This window comes from Bacillus sp. FSL K6-3312 (assembly GCF_038007485.1).
Classification (GTDB): domain Bacteria; phylum Bacillota; class Bacilli; order Bacillales; family Bacillaceae; genus Bacillus; species Bacillus pumilus.
This window is the reverse complement of sequence record NZ_JBBOXI010000001.1, coordinates 1,495,093-1,515,410: the sequence shown is the minus strand read 5'-3', so window position 1 is coordinate 1,515,410 and position 20,318 is coordinate 1,495,093. Positions and strand designations below refer to the sequence as shown.

Annotated in this window: 18 protein-coding genes; 1 reads left to right on the top strand and 17 read right to left on the bottom strand. The window is 42.2% G+C overall.

Annotated elements, in window-relative coordinates; translation table 11 throughout:
• Positions 1-7: 7 nt before the first annotated feature.
• The 5 genes from lpdA to MHI11_RS07670 are packed head-to-tail and all read right to left on the bottom strand — an operon-like array spanning position 8 to position 6,789.
• Complete coding sequence (lpdA, locus tag MHI11_RS07690; RefSeq protein WP_044141011.1) at positions 8-1,432, bottom strand: dihydrolipoyl dehydrogenase; 1,425 nt, start codon at positions 1,430-1,432, stop codon at positions 8-10.
• Positions 1,422-2,543: a butyrate kinase gene (gene buk, locus MHI11_RS07685; RefSeq protein WP_044141010.1), complete on the bottom strand. Its 1,122-nt coding sequence runs from the start codon at positions 2,541-2,543 to the stop codon at positions 1,422-1,424. The genes lpdA and buk overlap by 11 nt, the downstream gene beginning before the upstream one ends.
• Before the next feature lie 33 nt (positions 2,544-2,576).
• Positions 2,577-3,671: a branched-chain amino acid dehydrogenase gene (gene bcd / locus MHI11_RS07680; protein WP_340960795.1), complete on the bottom strand. Its 1,095-nt coding sequence runs from the start codon at positions 3,669-3,671 to the stop codon at positions 2,577-2,579.
• Positions 3,672-3,696: 25 nt separating this feature from the next.
• Positions 3,697-4,674: a phosphate butyryltransferase gene (gene yqiS, locus MHI11_RS07675; protein ID WP_223252839.1), complete on the bottom strand. Its 978-nt coding sequence runs from the start codon at positions 4,672-4,674 to the stop codon at positions 3,697-3,699.
• Between the two features lie 42 nt (positions 4,675-4,716).
• Positions 4,717-6,789, bottom strand: coding sequence for a sigma-54 interaction domain-containing protein (locus tag MHI11_RS07670; protein WP_044141005.1), 2,073 nt, complete (start codon positions 6,787-6,789; stop codon positions 4,717-4,719).
• Between the two features lie 149 nt (positions 6,790-6,938).
• Here MHI11_RS07670 and MHI11_RS07665 point away from each other — a divergent pair, with 149 nt between their 5' ends.
• Positions 6,939-7,175, top strand: a complete 237-nt coding sequence (locus MHI11_RS07665; protein WP_003215815.1) for a DUF2627 domain-containing protein — start codon at positions 6,939-6,941, stop codon at positions 7,173-7,175.
• A gap of 34 nt (positions 7,176-7,209) precedes the next feature.
• On the opposite strand, the gene MHI11_RS07660 is transcribed toward MHI11_RS07665, so the two are convergent.
• The 12 genes from MHI11_RS07660 to xseA form a co-directional block, all read right to left on the bottom strand.
• Positions 7,210-7,947 carry a glycerophosphodiester phosphodiesterase gene (locus tag MHI11_RS07660; protein WP_044141004.1) on the bottom strand — a complete coding sequence of 246 codons (738 nt, stop codon included), beginning with the start codon at positions 7,945-7,947 and terminating at the stop codon, positions 7,210-7,212.
• A 225-nt stretch (positions 7,948-8,172) separates the two neighbouring features.
• A complete protein-coding gene (locus MHI11_RS07655) occupies positions 8,173-9,273 on the bottom strand; it encodes a Rap family tetratricopeptide repeat protein (protein WP_044141003.1) in 1,101 nt (366 codons plus the stop codon).
• Entirely contained in the window at positions 9,261-9,458 is a 198-nt protein-coding gene (locus tag MHI11_RS07650; protein WP_034661994.1) for a hypothetical protein, read from the bottom strand. The genes MHI11_RS07655 and MHI11_RS07650 overlap by 13 nt, the downstream gene beginning before the upstream one ends.
• Positions 9,459-9,729: 271 nt before the next feature.
• Positions 9,730-10,533 (bottom strand): sporulation transcription factor Spo0A, encoded by an 804-nt coding sequence (gene spo0A / locus MHI11_RS07645; RefSeq protein WP_003215740.1) that lies wholly within the window; start codon positions 10,531-10,533, stop codon positions 9,730-9,732.
• A gap of 285 nt (positions 10,534-10,818) precedes the next feature.
• A complete protein-coding gene (gene spoIVB, locus MHI11_RS07640) occupies positions 10,819-12,096 on the bottom strand; it encodes a SpoIVB peptidase (RefSeq protein ID WP_003215755.1) in 1,278 nt (425 codons plus the stop codon).
• 198 nt (positions 12,097-12,294) lie between these two features.
• Positions 12,295-14,031 carry a DNA repair protein RecN gene (gene recN / locus MHI11_RS07635; protein ID WP_044141001.1) on the bottom strand — a complete coding sequence of 579 codons (1,737 nt, stop codon included), beginning with the start codon at positions 14,029-14,031 and terminating at the stop codon, positions 12,295-12,297.
• A 33-nt stretch (positions 14,032-14,064) separates the two neighbouring features.
• Positions 14,065-14,514 (bottom strand): transcriptional regulator AhrC/ArgR, encoded by a 450-nt coding sequence (gene ahrC / locus MHI11_RS07630; RefSeq protein ID WP_012010523.1) that lies wholly within the window; start codon positions 14,512-14,514, stop codon positions 14,065-14,067.
• A 363-nt stretch (positions 14,515-14,877) separates the two neighbouring features.
• Complete coding sequence (locus MHI11_RS07625; protein ID WP_044140999.1) at positions 14,878-15,732, bottom strand: TlyA family RNA methyltransferase; 855 nt, start codon at positions 15,730-15,732, stop codon at positions 14,878-14,880.
• Complete coding sequence (dxs, locus tag MHI11_RS07620) at positions 15,729-17,630, bottom strand: 1-deoxy-D-xylulose-5-phosphate synthase (RefSeq protein WP_268484544.1); 1,902 nt, start codon at positions 17,628-17,630, stop codon at positions 15,729-15,731. Before dxs ends, MHI11_RS07625 begins: the two co-directional genes overlap by 4 nt.
• Positions 17,631-17,780: 150 nt before the next feature.
• The gene (locus MHI11_RS07615; protein WP_437435407.1) at positions 17,781-18,677 is read right to left on the bottom strand and encodes a polyprenyl synthetase family protein; all 897 of its coding nucleotides are present in this window, start codon (positions 18,675-18,677) and stop codon (positions 17,781-17,783) included.
• Positions 18,661-18,921, bottom strand: coding sequence for an exodeoxyribonuclease VII small subunit (locus MHI11_RS07610; protein ID WP_319609985.1), 261 nt, complete (start codon positions 18,919-18,921; stop codon positions 18,661-18,663). The genes MHI11_RS07615 and MHI11_RS07610 overlap by 17 nt, the downstream gene beginning before the upstream one ends.
• On the bottom strand, positions 18,918-20,264 hold the full coding sequence (gene xseA, locus MHI11_RS07605; protein WP_340960790.1) for an exodeoxyribonuclease VII large subunit: 1,347 nt from the start codon (positions 20,262-20,264) through the stop codon (positions 18,918-18,920). The genes MHI11_RS07610 and xseA overlap by 4 nt, the downstream gene beginning before the upstream one ends.
• Between the last annotated feature and the right edge of the window lie 54 nt (positions 20,265-20,318).

Below are 20,318 nucleotides of genomic sequence, written 5' to 3'. Positions count from 1 at the left end.
TCCTTGATTAAAAATGGATCGCTTTCCCGTCAACAGCAAGGGCAGCCTCGCCAATCGCCTCTGATAAGGTTGGGTGCGGGTGAATTGTTTGCCCGACTTCCCACGGCGTTGCATCAAGTACTTTGGCTAATCCAGCTTCAGATATCATATCTGTGACATGAGGACCAATCATATGAATCCCTAAAATATCATCTGTCTTTTGATCAGCAATGATTTTGACGAATCCATCTGACTCCCCGTACACAAGTGCTTTTCCGATCGCCATAAATGGAAATTTCCCCATTTTGACTTCGAAGCCTTGCTCTTTTGCCGCCTGTTCAGTGAGTCCAACACTAGCGGTTTCTGGGTGAGAATAAACACATTTAGAAACGAGCGTTTCATCGAGCGGCTTCGGATCTTTCCCAGCCATATGCTCCACAGCAATCATGCCTTCGTGTGAAGCCACATGTGCCAGCTGAAGCCCGCCAATAACATCTCCTATTGCATAAATATGTGATTCTTTCGTTTGATAATGTTCATTCACGACAATGCCTTGTTTTTCTGTTTGGATGTCCGTGTTTTCAAGACCAATGCCTTCAATATTTGGTACTCTGCCGACTGATAGAAGAAGCTTTTCCGCTTCAAACGTCTGAATGTCTCCATCCTTTTCTGCTTGAATCGTCACGAGATTCTCCTGCTTTTTAACGGTATCTGACAGTACTTTCGCATTTGTCACAAAGGTGATGCCTTTTTTAGATAAAAGCTTTTCCATTTCTTTGGAAATGTCATAATCCTCTGTTGGCAATATGCGATCTGCAAATTCAATTACCGTTACCTTCACACCAAAATCATTGAGCATGGAAGCCCACTCGATTCCGATTACCCCGCCGCCGACAATGAGCATCGACTGCGGAAGCTCTGGCAGTTCAAGTGCATCATCTGATGTTAGAATATGCGTCCCATCTGCTTCAAGTCCAGGCAGCACACGCGGTCTTGAACCTGTCGCAACGATGACCTGCTTTGGAATGAGCATCTCATTTTCATCTCCGTTTGCCATTTCTACGGAGATGGTTCCTGGCATTGGCGAAAAGATAGATGGACCAAGAATACGGCCGATCCCTTCATAAACATCAATTTTCCCTTGTTTCATTAAATGTTTGACGCCGCCTGCTAGTTTCTCTACAATCTCTGCTTTTCTTTTCTGCACATTGGCAAACTGCAAGGCGATGCCGTTTGCCTCAACGCCAAAATCAGCAGCACGTTTGACGGTTTGATAGACTTCAGCACTTCTAAGCAGCGCTTTAGACGGAATGCATCCTTTATGGAGACAAGTACCGCCAAGCTTTTCTTTTTCTACAACTGCTGTTTTCAATCCAAGCTGTGAGGCACGGATGGCTGCTACGTAGCCGCCTGTGCCTCCACCAAGAATGACGAGGTCATATTCAGTTGCCATGACTTGTCACTCCTTTCTTCATCCGTTGATCATTTGGGTATTCTTTCGGAGATTCTTCTTCTTTTAAAATACGAAGTGCACCTTCTGCTAAGGACTGCAGTTCATTTTCACCTGGATACACGACAACATCTGAAATCCAGTCAATGTGACCTCTAATACTTGATGTAATTTGTTTGCTGTACGCAAGTCCGCCTGTTAACACAATGACGTCAACTGCGCCTTTTAAGACAGCACTAGCCGCACCGATTTCCTTGGCAATTTGATAGCACATCGCTTCATAAATCAGCGCCGCCCGTTCATCGCCTGCTTCAATCATGCGCTCAACTTTCACAGCATCTGTCGTACCAAGGTAGCCTGCAAGACCACCCTCACCAATAATGCGTTTCAGCATTTCCTCTTGGCTGTACTCACCAGAAAAGCAAAGATTGACGAGGTCACCTGTTGGCAGGGTCCCCGCTCGCTCTGGGCTGAAAGGTCCTTCGCCATGCAGTCCGTTATTGACATCAATAACTTTACCTTTTTCATGGACACCAATGGTGATGCCGCCGCCCATATGTGTAATAATCATGTTCAAATCTTCGTAGCGCTTCCCAAAAGATGCAGCTGTTTTTCTTGCGACTGCTTTTTGGTTTAATGCATGGAAGATGCTTTTTCTTTCAATCGTTGGCAGTCCTGAAATACGAGCAATTGGTTTTAGCTCATCCACTACAACTGGATCGACAATAAAAGCTGGTATGTTCAAACCAAGTGCAATTTCTCGTGCAATGATACCGCCGAGATTTGATGCATGCTGGCCAGCATATCCTTCTTTCAGGTCTTGCACCATTTGCTCATTGACTTCATATGTGCCACCTTCAATCGGACGAAGAAGACCGCCGCGCGCACAAACTGCATCAAACTTTGAGATGTTCATTCCTTGTTCATGCAGCGTCTTCAGGATTGTTTCTTGACGAAATGAAAACTGATCAATGATATGAGGGAATTGCTTTAATTCCTCATCTGTATGTCTGAGTGTCGTTTCAAAAATAGATCGTTCATTGTGAAACACACCGATTTTTGTTGAAGTAGAGCCAGGATTAATTGTGAGAATACGCCATTCTTTTGTCAGCAAAAACAAAACCTCCGTTTCAACTCATTCTTCAAATTAGCGACGACTTAAAATATGTTGGCCATTTTGCAGGAATTGACTTCTTGATTTGCGCATTCTTTCAATTCGCTCCTCCGCCAATCGGTCTGCCGCTTTATAAGTTGGAATGGCATCACGGTTTGAAATTTCAATCACGCGTTCAATGTTTTGGTAAATACCTTCTACCTTTTTCATCGCACGATCTGCATTATAGCCATAAAGCTCATCAGCAACGTTAATCACGCCGCCTGCATTGATTACATAATCAGGTGCATACACAATGCCCATTTCATGAATCAGATCGCCGTGATGCGTTTCTCTCAGCTGGTTATTCGCTGCACCTGCGATAACCTTTGCTTTCAGCTTAGGAATCGTTACATCATTAATCGTTGCACCAAGTGCACAAGGGGCATAAATATCACATGCTTGATCATAAATATCGTCAGGGTCTACAGCTTTTGCGCCAAAGTCTTCTACAGCTCGTTTTACAGAGTCTTTGTTGATATCTGTGACAATCAGCTGTGCGCCTTCTTCGTTCAGATGTTTACACAAATTGTAGGCCACATTCCCAACACCTTGGACTGCAATCGTTTTTCCTTCTAATGAATCGGTACCGAATGCAGCTTTGGCAGCAGCTTTCATCCCTTTATATACACCGTAAGCCGTAACAGGAGACGGGTTTCCGGATGAACCAAATGCAGGAGAAATACCTGTCACAAAGTCTGTTTCTTCATGAATCAGATCCATGTCTTCTACCGTTGTACCGACATCCTCCGCTGTGATATAGCGGCCATTTAATCCTTGTATGTAGCGGCCAAACGCACGGAACATTTCTTCATTTTTATCTTTTCTCGGGTCACCGATGATGACTGTTTTCCCGCCGCCAAGATTCAGGCCTGCTGCTGCGTTTTTATAAGTCATCCCTCTTGCTAGACGAAGCGCATCTTCGATTGCTGCTTCTTCGTTTTCATACGTCCACATTCTTGTCCCGCCTAGTGCTGGGCCAAGTGTTGTATCATGAATGGCAATAATCGCTTTTAAGCCAGATTGTTCATCCTGACAAATTACAAGCTGCTCATAATCGTATCGTTCCATATATTTAAAAAGTTCCATTGTTTATTCCTCCTATGACTTTCGCTTAATTTGATGTACAGATGGCAAGTGCAATTGAATAAAGCTTACTTTCGGCTGTATCCGACCGGCTTGTTAAAGCAATCGGCGCCTTCGCTCCTGCCACCACAGCTCCCACCTTTGCATGTGCAAAGTAGATGAGAGATTTATATAGAATGTTCCCTGCTTCAATCGTTGGTACAAGCAAAATATCTGCATGACCGGCGACATCACTCGTAATATTTTTATGAGAAGCTGCTGTTTGAGAAATGGCATTGTCTAAAGCAAGTGGCCCGTCAATGAGGCATCCAGAAATTTGACCTCGCCTATTCATTTGCGCCAAGCTTGCCGCTGTCAAAGTGGAATCCATTGCCGGGTTCACGACCTCTACCGCAGATAACACGGCCACCTTTGGCATGTCGTTGCCAACAGCTTGTGCTACTTGAACAGCATTGATCGTAATCTCTTTGAACATGTTTAAATCGGGCGCGATGTTCATCGCAGAATCTGTGACATAAATAAAACGATCAAAGCCCGGCACTTCGAATGCCGCGACATGTGATAGAACACTCGCCGTTCGAAGCCCGTACTCTTTATTCAGCACCGCTTTTAAAAGAACGGCTGTCGTGACATGCCCCTTCATCAATATATCTGCATGCTTCTCACTCACTGCCTGCACAGCAATTTTGGCTGATTCTTCAGGAGAATCCGAATGAATAATATCTATCCAGTCTTCATTGATCTCATGGTGTTTCACCAGTTCCTTCAGGTTGCGTTTGTTTCCAACCAGCAGGAAGCGAGCGACCTTTCGTTCAATTGCCATCTTGATGGCATGAAGCACTTCTTCGTCTTCTGCATGAGCCACAGCAGCAGTTTTATTCTGCAGCTGGGCGGCTTTCATAATCAGATCGTCAAGCTTCATATATGCCCACCTTTCCTTATGCTCGGGTTCATGGTTTTCATATGCAAGTTCTATGCCAGCTTGAAACGCAGCGAAATAAGGCATTTCACATGAAATATATGCAACTTCTTGCAGGTAACGTGCATTTTATTGCATGCTATCTTTTGCAAGTTGATATTTATCCATTTTATAGTAAAGATTTCGAATGCTAATCCCTAACGTTTTCGCTGTTTTCGTGCGGTTGAATTGATGCTTTTCAAGGGTTTGTTTAATCAGCTGCGCTTCAAACGCTTCAACAGCATCCGAAAGGGTTTCTCCCTCAAATTGACTGACAGCCAGTTCCTGCTGCTCTTTTTCTTCCTGCTCTTCTGATTCCATGAAGGAAATATGATCTTCATCGATCCATTCTTCTTGCGGATTCAAAAAGATCATGGCTCGTCCAAGGACATTTTCCAGTTCTCTTACGTTCCCAGGCCAGCTGTAGGATCGAAGTCTATCGAGCGCACCTTCCGTTAAGCCGCTCACATTTCGACCATAGTCTAAATTGATTTTCTGAATAAGCCGTTTGCTCAAGGAGTCAATATCTTCAAGTCGCTGCCTTAGTGGCGGAATCGAAATCGGATATCTGTTCATCCGATAATATAAGTCCTCTCTGAACTTTCCTTCCGACATCGCTTTTTCAATATTGACATTTGTTGCGGTAATCACACGCACGTCAACTGGTATCGCTTTTGTTCCGCCTACTCTAACAATTTCTTTCTCCTGCATCACGCGTAATAATTTCGCTTGTGTACTTGGCGTCATTTCACCAATTTCATCTAAAAAGATACTGCCGTGATTCGCTTCTTCAAACAGCCCTTTCTTCCCGCCGCGCCTTGCACCAGAAAATGCGCCTTCCTCGTAGCCAAAAAGCTCTGACTCTAAGAGGGATTCTGATAAGGCCGCACAGTTGACTCTTACGAAGCGATTATATTTCCGGTCACTTTCATTGTGTATAGCATGCGCAAATAGCTCTTTCCCAGTACCTGATTCTCCCCTGAGTAAAATAGTGGCTGGTGTTTTAGCCCCTAGCTTTGCCTGCTCAAGCGCCACAAGCATTTGCTCACTTTCTCCAATAATGTCTTCAAAAGTGTACTTTGCCTCAAGTGTCCGGATGAGCTGTCTTGCTTTATTTAATTCATTCGTGAGTGATTGAATTTCTGATACGTCATGAATGACGCCGACACTACCTTTTAAAATACCATCAACGATCACTGGCGCTACGTTGACGATCACATCCTTCTTATTAGGTCCGACTTTCATTCTGACGCCTCGAACCGGCCTTCTTGTTTCAAGCACCTTCAAATGCATGCTTTCCCCTTCAGAAATATCCGCACCCGCAGGCTTGCCCACAACCTCTTTGTCTGTTAATCCCGTCATTTTCGTATAAGCTCTGTTAATTAAAATTCCTTTCCCCTGCTCATCTACGACGGATATCGCTTCATCTGATGATTGAATGATAGCCTCAAGCATCGTGCGCACTTCTTTGAGGTTTGTGACTTCTTCTGCAAGCTCCACTGCATCTGTAATATCTTTAAAAATGGATAGAGCGCCTAGCATTCTTCCTGCGTCATCAATAATCGGCAAACGCGTTGTGACAATTTGTATTTGCTGATTCAGAAATTGTTTTTGATGAAATTCTGGCTCCCTCGACCTTAAAATATCGGGGAGTTTTGTATTCGGGATCACTTCACGTATGTGCCGGCCAATCGCATCTTTTTGCGAACGTCCAACCATTTTGGCAGCCGATCGATTAAACAGAACGACTTCTTCATCCATATTAATAAAAATCATGCCATCGTTCGTTGCATTAAAAATGCGGTCATGTTTATAGGTTTGTTCTTTTAATATTTGAATGAGCTGCTGCTTTTCTGACATTAATTCTGATATGACGTATGCCATCGAACTTGGAACAATGACAGACTGCTCTGTTTTTTCTTCTATCAGTTCTTTAAGCACAGCTGAACTGCCCGTTGTTTCAATGATGATATCAATGTCATCTTTTATGTATTCTTTCCAATCCGTTGTCGTATCAATTCCATTCTTTTTCGCTTCTACCATCCCCGGTGCCCCAAGATTAAGGTCGGCGATTGCAACGATTTGAATCATATTTGTTTTCAGCAGTGTTTCAAGCAATGCTGATCCACCCTGTCCTGCACCGACAATCAAGACTCTCTGCATCCCGTTACCCCTTTATATGAAAAAATTTGCACACCATATTTTTCCGTTGCAAAAAATTGCACAACTCTTATATTACCACGTTTTCCTTTCTTGACAAAATATTTTTTGAATTAGACAATGGAAGTAAATGACGTTTAAGGGGACATTTGATGGGGAGAATACTTGCATTAGTGATTATTTTAATACCTGGCGCGCTTGCTGCACTTGGGATTAAGCTGCTGCGTGACACTGTTTTCGGTATCATCATTGCACCATTTCCATTTTTATGGCTGCAAGGAATTGCAGGGTTGGTTTTTTTAGGGGGAGGTCTTTACGTAGTCGCTGGCTTTATTTTATATCGAGACCGCAAACGAAATAAAGTAACCACCCGCTTTAAACAGAGATAAACATGAAAAAAGACCCGCTATTGATCGCAGGTCTTTATTTCATTTCTTCTCTTATTTTGACGGCTCTATCAGGGAAATCAGTGAAAATTCCATCGACACCTAAGGAAAACATGTTTTTCATTTGTTTTTCACTGTTTACTGTAAATGGCCTGATGACTTGCTGGGCGGCATGGAGAGCCGATACAACTTCTTTTGTTACCCCTGCGCCCTTTATATTCGGATGATAACCTCTTGCAGGTACTGTTTTTATGTACATCTCTGGCTGATGAATGACATCCATTGTGAGAACAGCAAGCTCAACATGGGGCATCAGCTTGTGAAAAAGAGCTAAACTGCCGTGATGAAACGATGAGACAAGTACACGATCTTCTATTTGAAAGTGTTCAATTTGCTCCTTTACTTTCTCTTCAATACCAGGATATCGATAAATGGAGTTTTTCAGTTCAATATTGATGATGAGTGATGATTGCTGCGTCACGAGCTCCAATACTTCCTCCAAAAGAGGAATAGATACAGCACCGGTTTCTTCATAAAAAGAATGACTCGCATCTCCTGCTTTTAACTCTTCATATGTATAGTCTTTCACTAAGCCTTTCATATTCGTTGTTCTGTTCAGCTTCTCATCGTGAATGACAGCAAGCCTGCCATCTTTCGTCAGCTGAACATCCAGCTCAATTCCGTCAGCTCCAGAATGGAGTGCATGCTCAAAGGCTATCATGGTATTTTCAGGGTAGATTCCTTTAAAACCTCTGTGTGCAAAAATTTTCGTCATATGTCACCTCTAAGTATGATGCTTCCTTTCATTATGACGTGTCTCTTTTCATTTTTCCAGTTTGAGCACATAAAAAAACCTCTTCTGATTAGTACGAAGAGGTTCTGTATAAATTCGATCACGTAATCGCTCTGATGGCTTGCTCTGTCGTCTCGGCGTCAAGAGCAAAAAGGGAAGAAACAACTGCGACTGCTGTAACGACGGTTAAACCTAACAACAACTTTTTCATAAGATAACCTCCACTTTCTTTTGAAGTATTTGTGCATCGAATTTCTTTTCAAGAAAACGAATGGCATTTTGATAGTCATTTCGTTCCTTGAAGTATTTCGATATTTGTTCAGACAAATCCTCAAGCTCCACATATAATCTATTTTTTTCTATGTAGTCTAATTTTTCAGAGAATACGTCTGCTGCTCCACTATTTTCGCACATTAAATCTAAAATTTCAAATTTTACTATATATTCATTATTTTGGATATCGCAACTATACTGAATGCCCTCTTTAATATATTCCTTCGCCTCTTGATTTCCTAGATGAACCAAGGCATTTGCTAGAACATATAAAGATTGGATGTAATAATGGCTATTGTCACGGTGCATTTGAATGCCCATCCCTTTTTTGGCATATTGTGCGCTTTTTTCGTAATCATGCTTCGCATAATAAAGAACGGCTAAATTGTGATAGCATTTCCCAATCAGCACTTCATTGTTAATGCGTTTACTTTTCTCAAGTGCTTCTTGGTATTTTTCCTCCGCTTCGTCAAATTGGATCAAATCGATACAATTACTTGCATGTAAAATCAAGCTGTCAATCGCCTGCGCTGTATACTCTTCATGCGCTTTGAACGTATCGATGGCTTTTTTGATATGATTAATGGATATGAAGTTTTGTTTCAGTTCGTAATAGATTGAAGCAACCTTATGATGAAAAGTTCCTACTTCAAGGTCCTCATTCACACGTTTTAGGCGTTGTTCTGCAATTTTGTAAAAGCTGATGGCTTCATCATACTTTTTCACATATGCGGCATATTGGCCTTTGTAAAAGTAAAAATAAAAATTAATAATGTCATCTACTTTCTCATCAAGCGTTCCGACACTCTTCATAATGTGATTGGCTTTTTCAATATTTCCAAGTAACATTTCATGTCGGCCATTAACAAGCTGATAATAAAGGAGAACTTCGCGGTCTTCATCTGTATTTTTTAGCAAATTCTGAATTTTCTCTTTATAGATAGCAGATTTTTCTAGGTCATTTTGAGAAATGACCCTCGTCCACTTGCTAATTTCGTTCGCTACCTCAGCAGAGTGGATTTTCAGCTTTCCCATAACCTCACCCTCTTCTTTTCATTATTATAGCATAGTAAAAGAATGTGAAAATTATTAAATTCGACAATGGGAATATTCAGTTCAAATGGCACAATCTCTAAGAAGCCAGTGACTTTAAAACGCCAACCAATCAGGTCAATAGAAATAGAACTTTCGATCTCATTTGCTTTATTTACCAAATCCATCAGACCTTTTCCTCTCATCCTTTTTCTTACGAATGAGCGTTTCCTTCTTCTATTTTGAAGACCAAACAATTGATTGGCGTAGCTGATTACCACTAATTTATGTCATACCCATTTCTTTCATGCTTTATTTTTCATTTTATTCTGAAAATAAATCAAGCTGAGTTGTCCAAATGAGACAATAAGATGATTGTATCAATACAACCAATTTTTTACAATATTTTTCAAAATAAAAAAACGCCTCTTTGAAGAAACGTTTTTTTATAAAAATGAACTAGCTTGCCCTATGCTCTAGGCGCAGACGATCAGCCACCATTGCGATAAATTCTGAATTGGTTGGTTTTGCTTTAGACATGCTGACTGTATAACCAAAGAGTGAGGAAATGGAATCGATGTTTCCTCTGCTCCAAGCCACTTCAATCGCATGACGAATCGCTCGTTCTACTCTGCTCGCGGTCGTGTTAAATTTCTTCGCGATGTCTGGATACAACACTTTTGTGATGCTTCCGAGAAGCTCGATGTCATTGTACACCATTGAAATGGCTTCTCTTAAGTATAAGTAACCTTTAATATGAGCCGGGACGCCAATCTCATGAATAATCGTTGTAATGCTCGCATCTAAGTTTCTGCGTTTCGGTTCAGGTTTGTTTCGAAGGACACTGTTTTGGATAGATGAAGATCGATGGGTGACTTGTGTGCCGTTTCCACTGACTTGACGAATATGACCGACTAGGTTTTCCATATCAAATGGCTTTAAGATGAAATAAGATGCGCCCAAATCAACTGCTTTTTTCGTGACATCTTCTTGTCCAAACGCCGTTAGCATAATCACACTTGGTTGTTTGGTCATGTCATTGTTTTCACGGAGGCGTTCCAGTACAGCAAGGCCATCTAAATGAGGCATGATAATATCTAAGAGGAGAACGTCGGGCTCTTTATCTTTAAATAATGTCAGACATTCCTGACCATTATACGCCACGCCAAGCACTTCCATATCTTCCTGTCCCTCAATATACTCTGTCAAAAGGCCAACAAGCTCTCGATTGTCATCAGCTACACACACTTTAATTTTCTCCACGTTCTTTCCTCCCCAATGTCGATTCCTTTAGTCTTTTGTATTTCTCTTCTGAGTGTTCAATTCGACAAAACCATGCTATCCCCTTTAAAAAACTTTAATTTTCCGAATAATAGAGCATTATCTAGCTTTTTCTACGTTTTTCTTAACGAATCGACGATTATTGCAATTTGACAACATACCATTTTCCATTTTGTCGAAAAATCTCTTTTTCCTTATTTTATAACATGATGGCAGAGAAAGAAAGGGGAGAAAAAAACTGCCGGAAGATTCGCGGCAGTTTGATGATCAGCTTGCTTTTTTGTTTTTTTGATAAAGATCGATGCCTGCTTCTGACAGCATCCATTCAATGTGTACGCCGTAGCCGCTTGTCGGGTCATTGACGAAAACGTGCGTGACCGCTCCGATGACTTTTCCGTTTTGGATGATAGGGCTTCCGCTCATACCTTGGACGATACCGCCCGTTTTACTTAAAAGACGCTCATCTGTTACCTTCAATACCATCCCTTTTGTTGCCGGGAATTTCTGCGGAGTCGTGCTGACGATTTTAATATCAAACTTTTCCACTTTATCATGATCCACAACGGTTAAAATTTCTGCTGGACCTTCTTTTACTTCATTTGATAAAGCAACTGGAAGTGGTTTGTCTGATACATGATTTTCAAGCTTTTCGGTTAACGTACCAAAGATACCAAATGGGCTGTTGCGGGAGATATCCCCGATCGTTTTTCGTTCGGAAGAGAATCTCGCCAATTTTTCTCCAGGATTGCCACCTGTGCCTTTTTCAATCGATGTTACGGTTGATCTGACAATTTCACCATTGTCGACAACAATTGGTTTTTTTGTATCCATGTCAGAAATGACATGCCCTAGGGCACCATATTTTTTAGAAGATGGTTCAAAGAAGGTCATCGTGCCGATTCCTGCTGCGGAATCTCGAATGTAAAGACCAATTCGATAGGTGCCTTCACTTGCATCTTTTGCGGGTGTTAATGTTGTTTGAAAGGTTTTATGGTCTCTTTTTATGAGTAAACGAAGCGTTTCACCTGTTTTCCCTGCTTTCTGGATAAATGGGGTGAGGTCATTCATTTTCTCCATCTTTTGACCATTGATTTCGATGATCATATCCCCTGATTGAATGCCTGCGGCTTCGCCTGGTGATTTTTTGCCGTCTGCTGTTGTGATTTGATGAAAACCTACAACGAGAACTCCTACAGAGTGGAGCTTGACGCCAATGGATTGTCCTCCAGGAACGACTTTTAATTCAGGGAGAACGTCGACTTTTGTTTTCTTAATAGGAAATCCTTTAAAATCATAAACAATTTCGGCTTTTCCCGCCTTTTGTCCTGTTACTTCAAGCTGATTCTTTTTCTCTGAAAGACTAAAGGCTTGTGAAGAAGCATTGGCTGACGCTTCTATTGATGTGTCAATTGAGTGCTTCTGTTTTTCAAATACAGCAACATTTGTTGGAATGCTGATGTATTCCTTCACTATGCTCATAAACCCTGTACTTATTAAAGAAACAAGGAGAATCACACCAATGGCTTTTCTCATCTTTTCGGGCATTCATTTTTCACTCTCCTCGCTCCTTACCCACACCAGAACACTCATGTTTTGGCTACATCTTTACTTTTGCCTTCTTCGCTTTGATTTATAACCGGCAGCTATAGAAAATGATTGGATAAATTGATAAAAGAAAAAGACGATTTCGTGGGTATATACAGCGATTTTGACACAATATAAAAAAGGCAGCTGATTTTTCAGCTACCCTGTTGTTTTGACATCATTTGCTTGATGCAGCAATTCTTTTGCGTGCTGTTTTGTCAGCTCAGTGACTTCCACACCCGCAATCATCCTGCCAATTTCACTCACTTTTTCTTCATGACTTAATGGTTTGACGCTTGTCAGTGTTCTGCCTGCTTTAGAGCGTTTAGAAATGAAGAGGTGCGTGTCAGCCATTGCTGCTACTTGCGGGAGGTGCGTAATGCAGAGCACTTGTGAGCCAGCCGCCACTTTGTAAATTTTTTCGGCAATCGCCTGTGCAACTCTGCCGCTTACGCCCGTATCGACCTCATCGAAAATAATGGAAGTGACTTCTTGTTTGGCTGAGAAGATACTTTTCACGGCGAGCATAACACGTGAAATTTCTCCACCCGAGGCAACTTTTGATAAAGATTTCATCGGTTCGCCAGGATTAGTAGAAATCACAAATTGAGCTTGGTCGATTCCGTTTTTTCCAAGCTGGACGGGCTTTCCATCTAGTAGCGGATTATCCGTGCTGCTAAAAGGCGCATACCGAATGGAAAAGGATGTATCAAACGTTGACTTCTCCATATACAAATCCTTTAGTTCTGTTTGAATTTGCTTCGCTAGCTTTTTGGCCCATTTTTTACGAAGCTCCGAAACGTTAAGTGCTTCAAGCAGAGCGTCACGGCTCATTGCATCCAGTTTGTTTTTAAGCGTCTGCAGGTGACTGTCTCGATTTTGAATTTGATCGATTTCTTCTTCAATCTTCGCCGCATACTCCAAAATTTCCTCAACCGTTGTCCCGTACTTTCGTTTTAACTGCTTCATTTCATTCAGCCTAGACTCAATAAAATCAAGTCGTGCTGGGTCGAACTCTAATTGATCCAGCATGCTTCGGATTTGGAACGTCGAATCCTCTAATAAATAGTAAGAGTTCGACACTTGTTCGGATAGCTTTTTCAGATCGTCGTTGATCTCAGAAACCTGCTCGAGCTCGCTTGATGACATGCCAACCCAATCAAGTCCCCCCTGCTCATTGCGCAAGGCATTATAGGCGTTTTGGAGTGAGGAAAAGATTTTTTCGTAGTTGCTGATCTGATGGCGCTCTTCTTGAAGCTTCTCATCTTCTCCCGGCTCTAATTGTGCCGCTTCAATCTCTTCTAGCTGAAATTGCAGTAAATCTAACCGGTGCACCATTTCCTGCTCATTCTCAGAGAGCTGTTTTAGCTTCTGGGCTGTCTTTGTATATTGCTCATATGCTTCTTGATACTGTGACAAAGCAGGTGCAATTTCTTCTGCTCCAAATTGATCGAGTAAATGCAGATGATTTTCATCCTCCATCAATAACTGGTTATCGTGCTGTCCATGTATATCGAGCAAAAGGCGTCCTACTTCGCGTAAAAGTGAGATTGTAACGAGCTTGCCATTGATACGGCAAATGCTTTTCCCGTTATTGTTAATATCACGGCGAAGAATCATCATTTCATCCGTTGCGTCAATTCCCTGCTCTTCGCATAAAGCAAATACAGGATGGTCAGCTGCTGGTACAAGAAAAAGCCCCTCCAGCTCAGCCTTTTTCTCACCATAACGAACAAATTCAGACGACCCTCTACCTCCCACAAGAAGTGAGACAGCGTCAATCATGATAGATTTCCCTGCACCTGTTTCCCCTGTTAGGACTGTGAGTCCTTTTTCAAATGAAACTGTTAACTCTTCAATGATTGCAAAGTTTTTAATGGTTAGTTCTGCTAACACTCATTTGACACCTCTTTTTGTAAACCTGATTCTTTATAGAAGCTCTAAAATTTTGCTTGAAACTGTTTCCGTATCATCTGGTGTGCGGCAAATGATCAAAATGGTATCATCTCCGCAAATGGTACCCATGATTTCTTCCCAATCTAAATTATCCATTAAAGCCCCAATCGCCTGTGCATTACCCGGCATGGTTTTGAGGACAATTAAATGACTGGCAGCATCCATTTTAATAAATGCATCCATTAAGGATCGCTTTAGTTTAGATAGCGGATTGAACCGCTGATCCGCAGGAAGGCTGTATTTATATGTTCCATTGTTCGTTGGCACTTTCACTAAATGCAATTCTTTAATATCTCTTGAAACGGTCGCTTGTGTAATGTTATATCCATCGGCTTTTAAAATATCGACTAGTTCATCTTGTGTTTCAATCTCTTGGCTCGCGATGATTTCTCTAATCTTAATATGCCTTTGACCTTTAGTCATTTTTGACCCCCCTAGGCGTTTGATCTCAGTTTGTCTTTACTTTCTATGTTATATGAATCACAGTTCAAAAAACAAGCGTTACGTGAGAAACGGCCAATTCTCATCTTTTGACCATGTAAAAAGGAATAATAGCGAGCTATTATTCCTTCAGCGTGTAGACAAACCCTCGCATTCGGTGTCAGGTCTTTGCTTCGGTGCTCACGAATGTTAAATTCGCTCCGCTCCGATGCTCGTCCTTCCTAGACTTCAAAGGTTTTCTATCACGCTGTAAAGAAGACAAAGGGCTAAAATAACGATCATTTTAGCCCTTTGCCAACAATCTAAAAGGAATAATAGCGAGCTATTATTCCTTTTGTTTCAACCTCATGTGTCAGCCGGCTCAGGACTGTTTTTATTTTCTTTCAATACAGAATGGGCTTGCTTGACGATCTTTTCAAGCTCTGAAACCGGTAGTGCCGTATTCTCTTCTTGATCGGGATGAAGCATTAAATGGAGAAGGAACTCAATATTCCCGTCTCCGCCAGTAATAGGCGAAAATGATACATCCTTCACATCATAGCCTTCTTTTGCAGCAAATTGATTCATCTCTTCCAGTACACCAAGGTGGACCGATGGATCTCGCACGATGCCTTTTTTCCCAACAAGCTCTCTGCCTGCTTCAAATTGAGGCTTGACGAGTGCAATACAGTCTCCGCCCGGGACAAGAATGTGCTTTAAAGCCGGCAGGATAAGTTTAAGTGAAATAAAAGAGACATCAATTGACGCTACTTCTGGCAATCCTTCAGTAAAATCTGCTGGAACGGAATGACGGAAATTGGTGCGCTCCATGACGATGACCCTGTCATCCTGCCTTAATTTCCACGCAAGCTGATTGTAGCCAACATCAACAGCATATGATTTGACCGCTCCATTTTGAAGCGCACAATCTGTAAATCCACCTGTTGATGAACCGATATCAATTAGCAATTTTCCTTCAACGGTTAAGTCGAATTCTTTTAGCGCTTTTTCCAGCTTTAATCCGCCGCGGCTCACATATTTCAGAGGGTTCCCTTTCACAGTGAGCGGTGTATCACGAGCGATTTTCTCTCCTGGTTTATCCAAACGGTTTTCATTTGAGTAAACGATCCCTGCCATAATGGCACGCTTTGCTTTCTCTCTCGTTTCCATTAGTCCTTGTTCAACTAATAAAACGTCAAGTCGTTCTTTCTTTGATGTCATGATCCAATTCCTTTTCTTGGTGCTGCGGGAAGCAGGTCACGTAAAGTGTCAGCAACCTGTGCTTTCGTCAAACCAATTTCTTCAAGCAGGGCATCAACACTTCCATGCTCAATAAATTCATCTGGGATGCCCATACGTTCTACTTTAATATGAGATGCTTTCTTATCGTGTATATATTCTAAAACGCTGCTGCCAAATCCGCCTTGGAGCACAGCTTCTTCAATCGTTAAAATCGGAATACCTTCAGAAAAAATGTCATTTAACATCGCTTCATCAAGAGGCTTAATAAAACGAGCATTGACAACACGAACCGATTTCCCTTCTTTTTGAAGTTCTTCTGCTGCTTGGAGTGCCATTTTAATCGTCGTACCAAATGTTAAAATCACGGCATCCTTCCCTGGACGAAGAACCTCCCAGGACCCAATTGGAATGGTTTTCAGCTGTTCATCCATTTTGACACCTAGCCCATTACCGCGCGGGAAGCGCATAGCAATAGGACCGTCATCGTACTGAATAGCTGTATTGACCATGTGCTGTCCTTCATTTTCATCTTTTGGCATCATGAGTACCATATTCGGCATATGACGCATAAAGGCAATATCAAACACACCTTGATGGGTTTCTCCATCTGCACCGACAAGTCCAGCACGGTCAATGCCAATAAATACGTTAAGGTTCTGACGACAAATATCATGTAGCACTTGGTCATAGGCTCTTTGTAGGAACGTTGAATAAATCGCTAAAAATGGCTTCATGTCCTGCGTCGCAAGCCCAGCTGCCATTGTGGCTGCATGCTGCTCGGCAATTCCTACATCAAACATCCGCTCTGGAAATTCCTTCGCAAAGCCTTCAAGCTTTGAACCAACAGGCATCGCAGGGGTGATCGCAACAATCCGCTCATCTTCCCGTGCCAGCTTTCTGACCGTTTCACTAACGAGACCACTCCAAGACGGAGCTGCTGCTGCCGGTTTTACAAAATCCCCTGTATCAATTTTGTATGGACCCGTACCGTGCCAAGTCCCGACTTTATCGGATTCTGCCGGCTGATAGCCTTTTCCTTTTTTCGTGATGACATGCAGAAGAACAGGACCTTTTGTTTTCTTTGCATATTCAAGATTTTCAAAAAGATCTTCATACGAATGTCCGTCGACAGGACCTAAGTAGGTAAATCCCATTTCCTCAAAAAACATGCCAGATACAAGTAAATATTTGAGGCTGTCTTTGATACGCTCTGCTGTGGCAGCAAGCTTACCACCAACAGCTGGAATGCGCTTGAATAAATATTCAAGCTCGTCTTTTACCCATTGGTATTTGCCAGCTGTACGTAATCTGCCAAGCATTGTGTGAATCGCACCGACGTTTGGTGCAATACTCATTTCATTGTCGTTTAATATGACAATCATATCTTTCTTTTCATCACCGATATGATTCAAAGCTTCTAGCGCCATACCTCCGGTTAGTGCACCATCTCCGATAATCGGCAGGATATATTCATCTGTCCCTTTGATATCACGCGCTGCCACCATACCCATCGCGCCAGATAACGAGGTTGAACTGTGACCTGTCTCCCACACATCATGCTCGCTTTCATTTCGTTTAGGAAAACCGCAAAGCCCTTTATATTGACGAAGTGTATCAAACTCCGATCCTCTTCCCGTTAACAGCTTATGAACGTAAGACTGATGTCCAACATCCCAGAGGAATTTGTCTTTTGGGCTGTCAAATACTTTATGAAGCGCAACAGTCAGTTCAACGACTCCCAGGTTCGGACCGATATGCCCACCAGAGTTAGCTAAGGACTCAATTAAAAACATGCGAATGTCAGCACTAAGCTCCTCTAATTCTGCATTTGACATTCCTTTTAGAAACGTTGGATTTTTTATTGATAAAAGATCCAATTAGGATCAACTCGCTTTCAACAAAATTTCTATATACATCTATAATGCCTTATTCCTTTGAAAACCAATAGGGAATAAGAGTTGTCTCATCATAATAAACTGTTTACAGTTTACCACAATTGCTCGAGGACCCTCAAATCTAGGCTGTTTTTAATGATCTCTTGAGGCAATTAGATCACATAAATCATGCAGCAATTGCTGCTCTAATTGAAGATTTGAGACAATTTCTTTTGCACGTGTGATGTGCTCATGCAGCTTTTCTTTTGCTCCTGAAAGCGTTAATAAAGAAGGATATGTCGACTTTTCATTTGCTGTATCAGAGCCGACCCGTTTTCCGATTTTTTCTTCGCTTCCTTCGAGATCTAAAATATCATCACGGATTTGAAACGCAATGCCAATATGATAGCTGAATTCCCTTAGCTTTTCGATATCGTCATCTGATGCTCCTGCCAGCATTGCACCTGCTGCGACACTGAATGTGAGAAGCTTTCCTGTTTTACGGGCGTGAATGGATTCTAGTTCAGCAAGCGATACTTGTTTTTGCTCTGCTTCCATGTCGTCAAATTGACCACCAACCATTCCTAGTGCACCTGCTGACTTTACAAGCTCATCCACAATTCTGAGCTTTTTGTCAGCAGAGACGCTGCTAGACAGCTGAGATGTAATCAGGCGGAAGCTTTCTGTTAAAAGGGCATCACCTGCGAGAACCGCTGTTGCTTCTCCGTACACTTTATGATTCGTCGGTTTTCCTCTGCGAAGGTCATCGTCGTCCATGCAAGGAAGGTCATCATGTATCAATGAATACGTATGAATCATCTCAACCGCACAGCCGACAGGTATACCATCTTCTTCGCTTTTACCGTAGGCATTTAGAAGAGCAAGAACGAGAACAGGTCGAAGCCTTTTCCCGCCCGCTTTAAGAGAATAGAGCATAGAAGATTTCAGGTCTTCAGGAATCGTCAATTCCTGAACATATGTAAATAAATAATCTTCAATGGCCTGTTTTCGTGTTGTTAAAAATTCATTTAAATTACTTGTCACCAGCATCGGCCTCCTTCACTGAGAAGGGAGCTAGCTCACCGTCCTCTTTTAAAATGAAATCCATTTGCTTTTCAACATGCTGTAATTTTTCATGACAAAGCTTCGAAAGGGTCATGCCTTCTTGAAAATAATGAATGGCCTGCTCAAGTGGTACATCTCCTTCTTCGAGCTTTCCCACAATCTCCTCAAGACCTTTCATCGCCTCTTCAAATGTCATTTTTCCTTCTTTTTGTTTATTGGATTCTGTCATGTTGATTGCCCCTCCTTCTCAATAACCTCACAAATCAGACGTCCATCCCTCATCGTGATGGTCAGCTGATCCTTCGGCTCTACTTGGTTCACACTTTTTATTAGTTCATCTTCTTTATAGGCTAAGCTGTAGCCTCTTTCCATCACTTGAAGTGGATTTAATGCATTTAGTTTACCAAGAACCGATTGGAACTGCGAATGAATTGTTTTCATTTGCACATTCATACTGCGAATGAGCTGTTCTGTTTCATTGGCGTGGCGTTTTTTCGCTTGAAGCAGCTGCTCTTTAGGGTGAAGCGGCTTCAGCCTGTATGTCTGGCGGTCTAGCTGACTGCGTTTTTGCTCAATTTGTCTCGTCAGCTGTTTTTGAAAACGGTCAAATACCAAATCGAATTGCTGCTCTTTTTGCTCCTGTAATCGTTTTGGAAAACGGAAGGCATAAGAGGATTGCAGCGCCACAAGACGATCCTTCGCTTGTGAGGTTCGATTCTTTACCGCTCTTGTTAGCCGTATATCGATTGATTTGATTCGTTCAATTAAATCGGTCGTGCTTGGAACAGCAAGTTCGGCTGCTCCTGTTGGTGTGGGTGCTCTCATATCTGCAGTGAAATCACTGATCGTAAAGTCTGTTTCGTGTCCAACTGCAGATATGATTGGAATGTCTGATGCGAAGATGGCTCTTGCGACAGCTTCTTCATTAAAAGCCCAAAGCTCTTCAATCGAACCGCCTCCTCTTCCGACAATCAAGACATCACAGAGCTGTTTTTCATTCGCTTCCTTAATCCGCTCTACGATGGAACGGGTCGCATGCTCACCTTGAACGAGCGCCGGAAGCACAATGATTTTCGCCTGTTGATAGCGCCGATTAATGGTCGTAATGACATCTCGAACAGCCGCTCCTGTTGGAGACGTAATGACACCAACAACCTCTGGATATTCAGGGATTGGCTTTTTATAGCGCGCATCAAATAAGCCTTCACTTGCTAGCTTTTTCTTCAGCTCTTCATAAGCGAGATGAAGAGCACCAACACCATCAGGCTGCATTTCTTTTGCATATAATTGATAGTTGCCGCTTGGTTCATAGACTTGAATTCCGCCGCGTACAAACACCTTCATTCCACTCTTAGGTGAAAAAGGCAGCTTCGCCGCAGAGCGCTGGAACATGACAGCTTGCATGCGTGCGTTTTCGTCTTTTAAGGTGAAATACACATGTCCTCTTGAATGAATCTTGACATTGGATAGCTCACCTTTGATCCAAATATCTTCTAAATGCGGATCAACATCAAATTTTCTTTTTATGTATTTTGTAAGGGCTGTGACCGTCACAAAGGCTTTTTCACTCATGACGTATTCCTCCTCTTCAAAAACGCACATTCATCCACCAGCAGCATGCAGGTG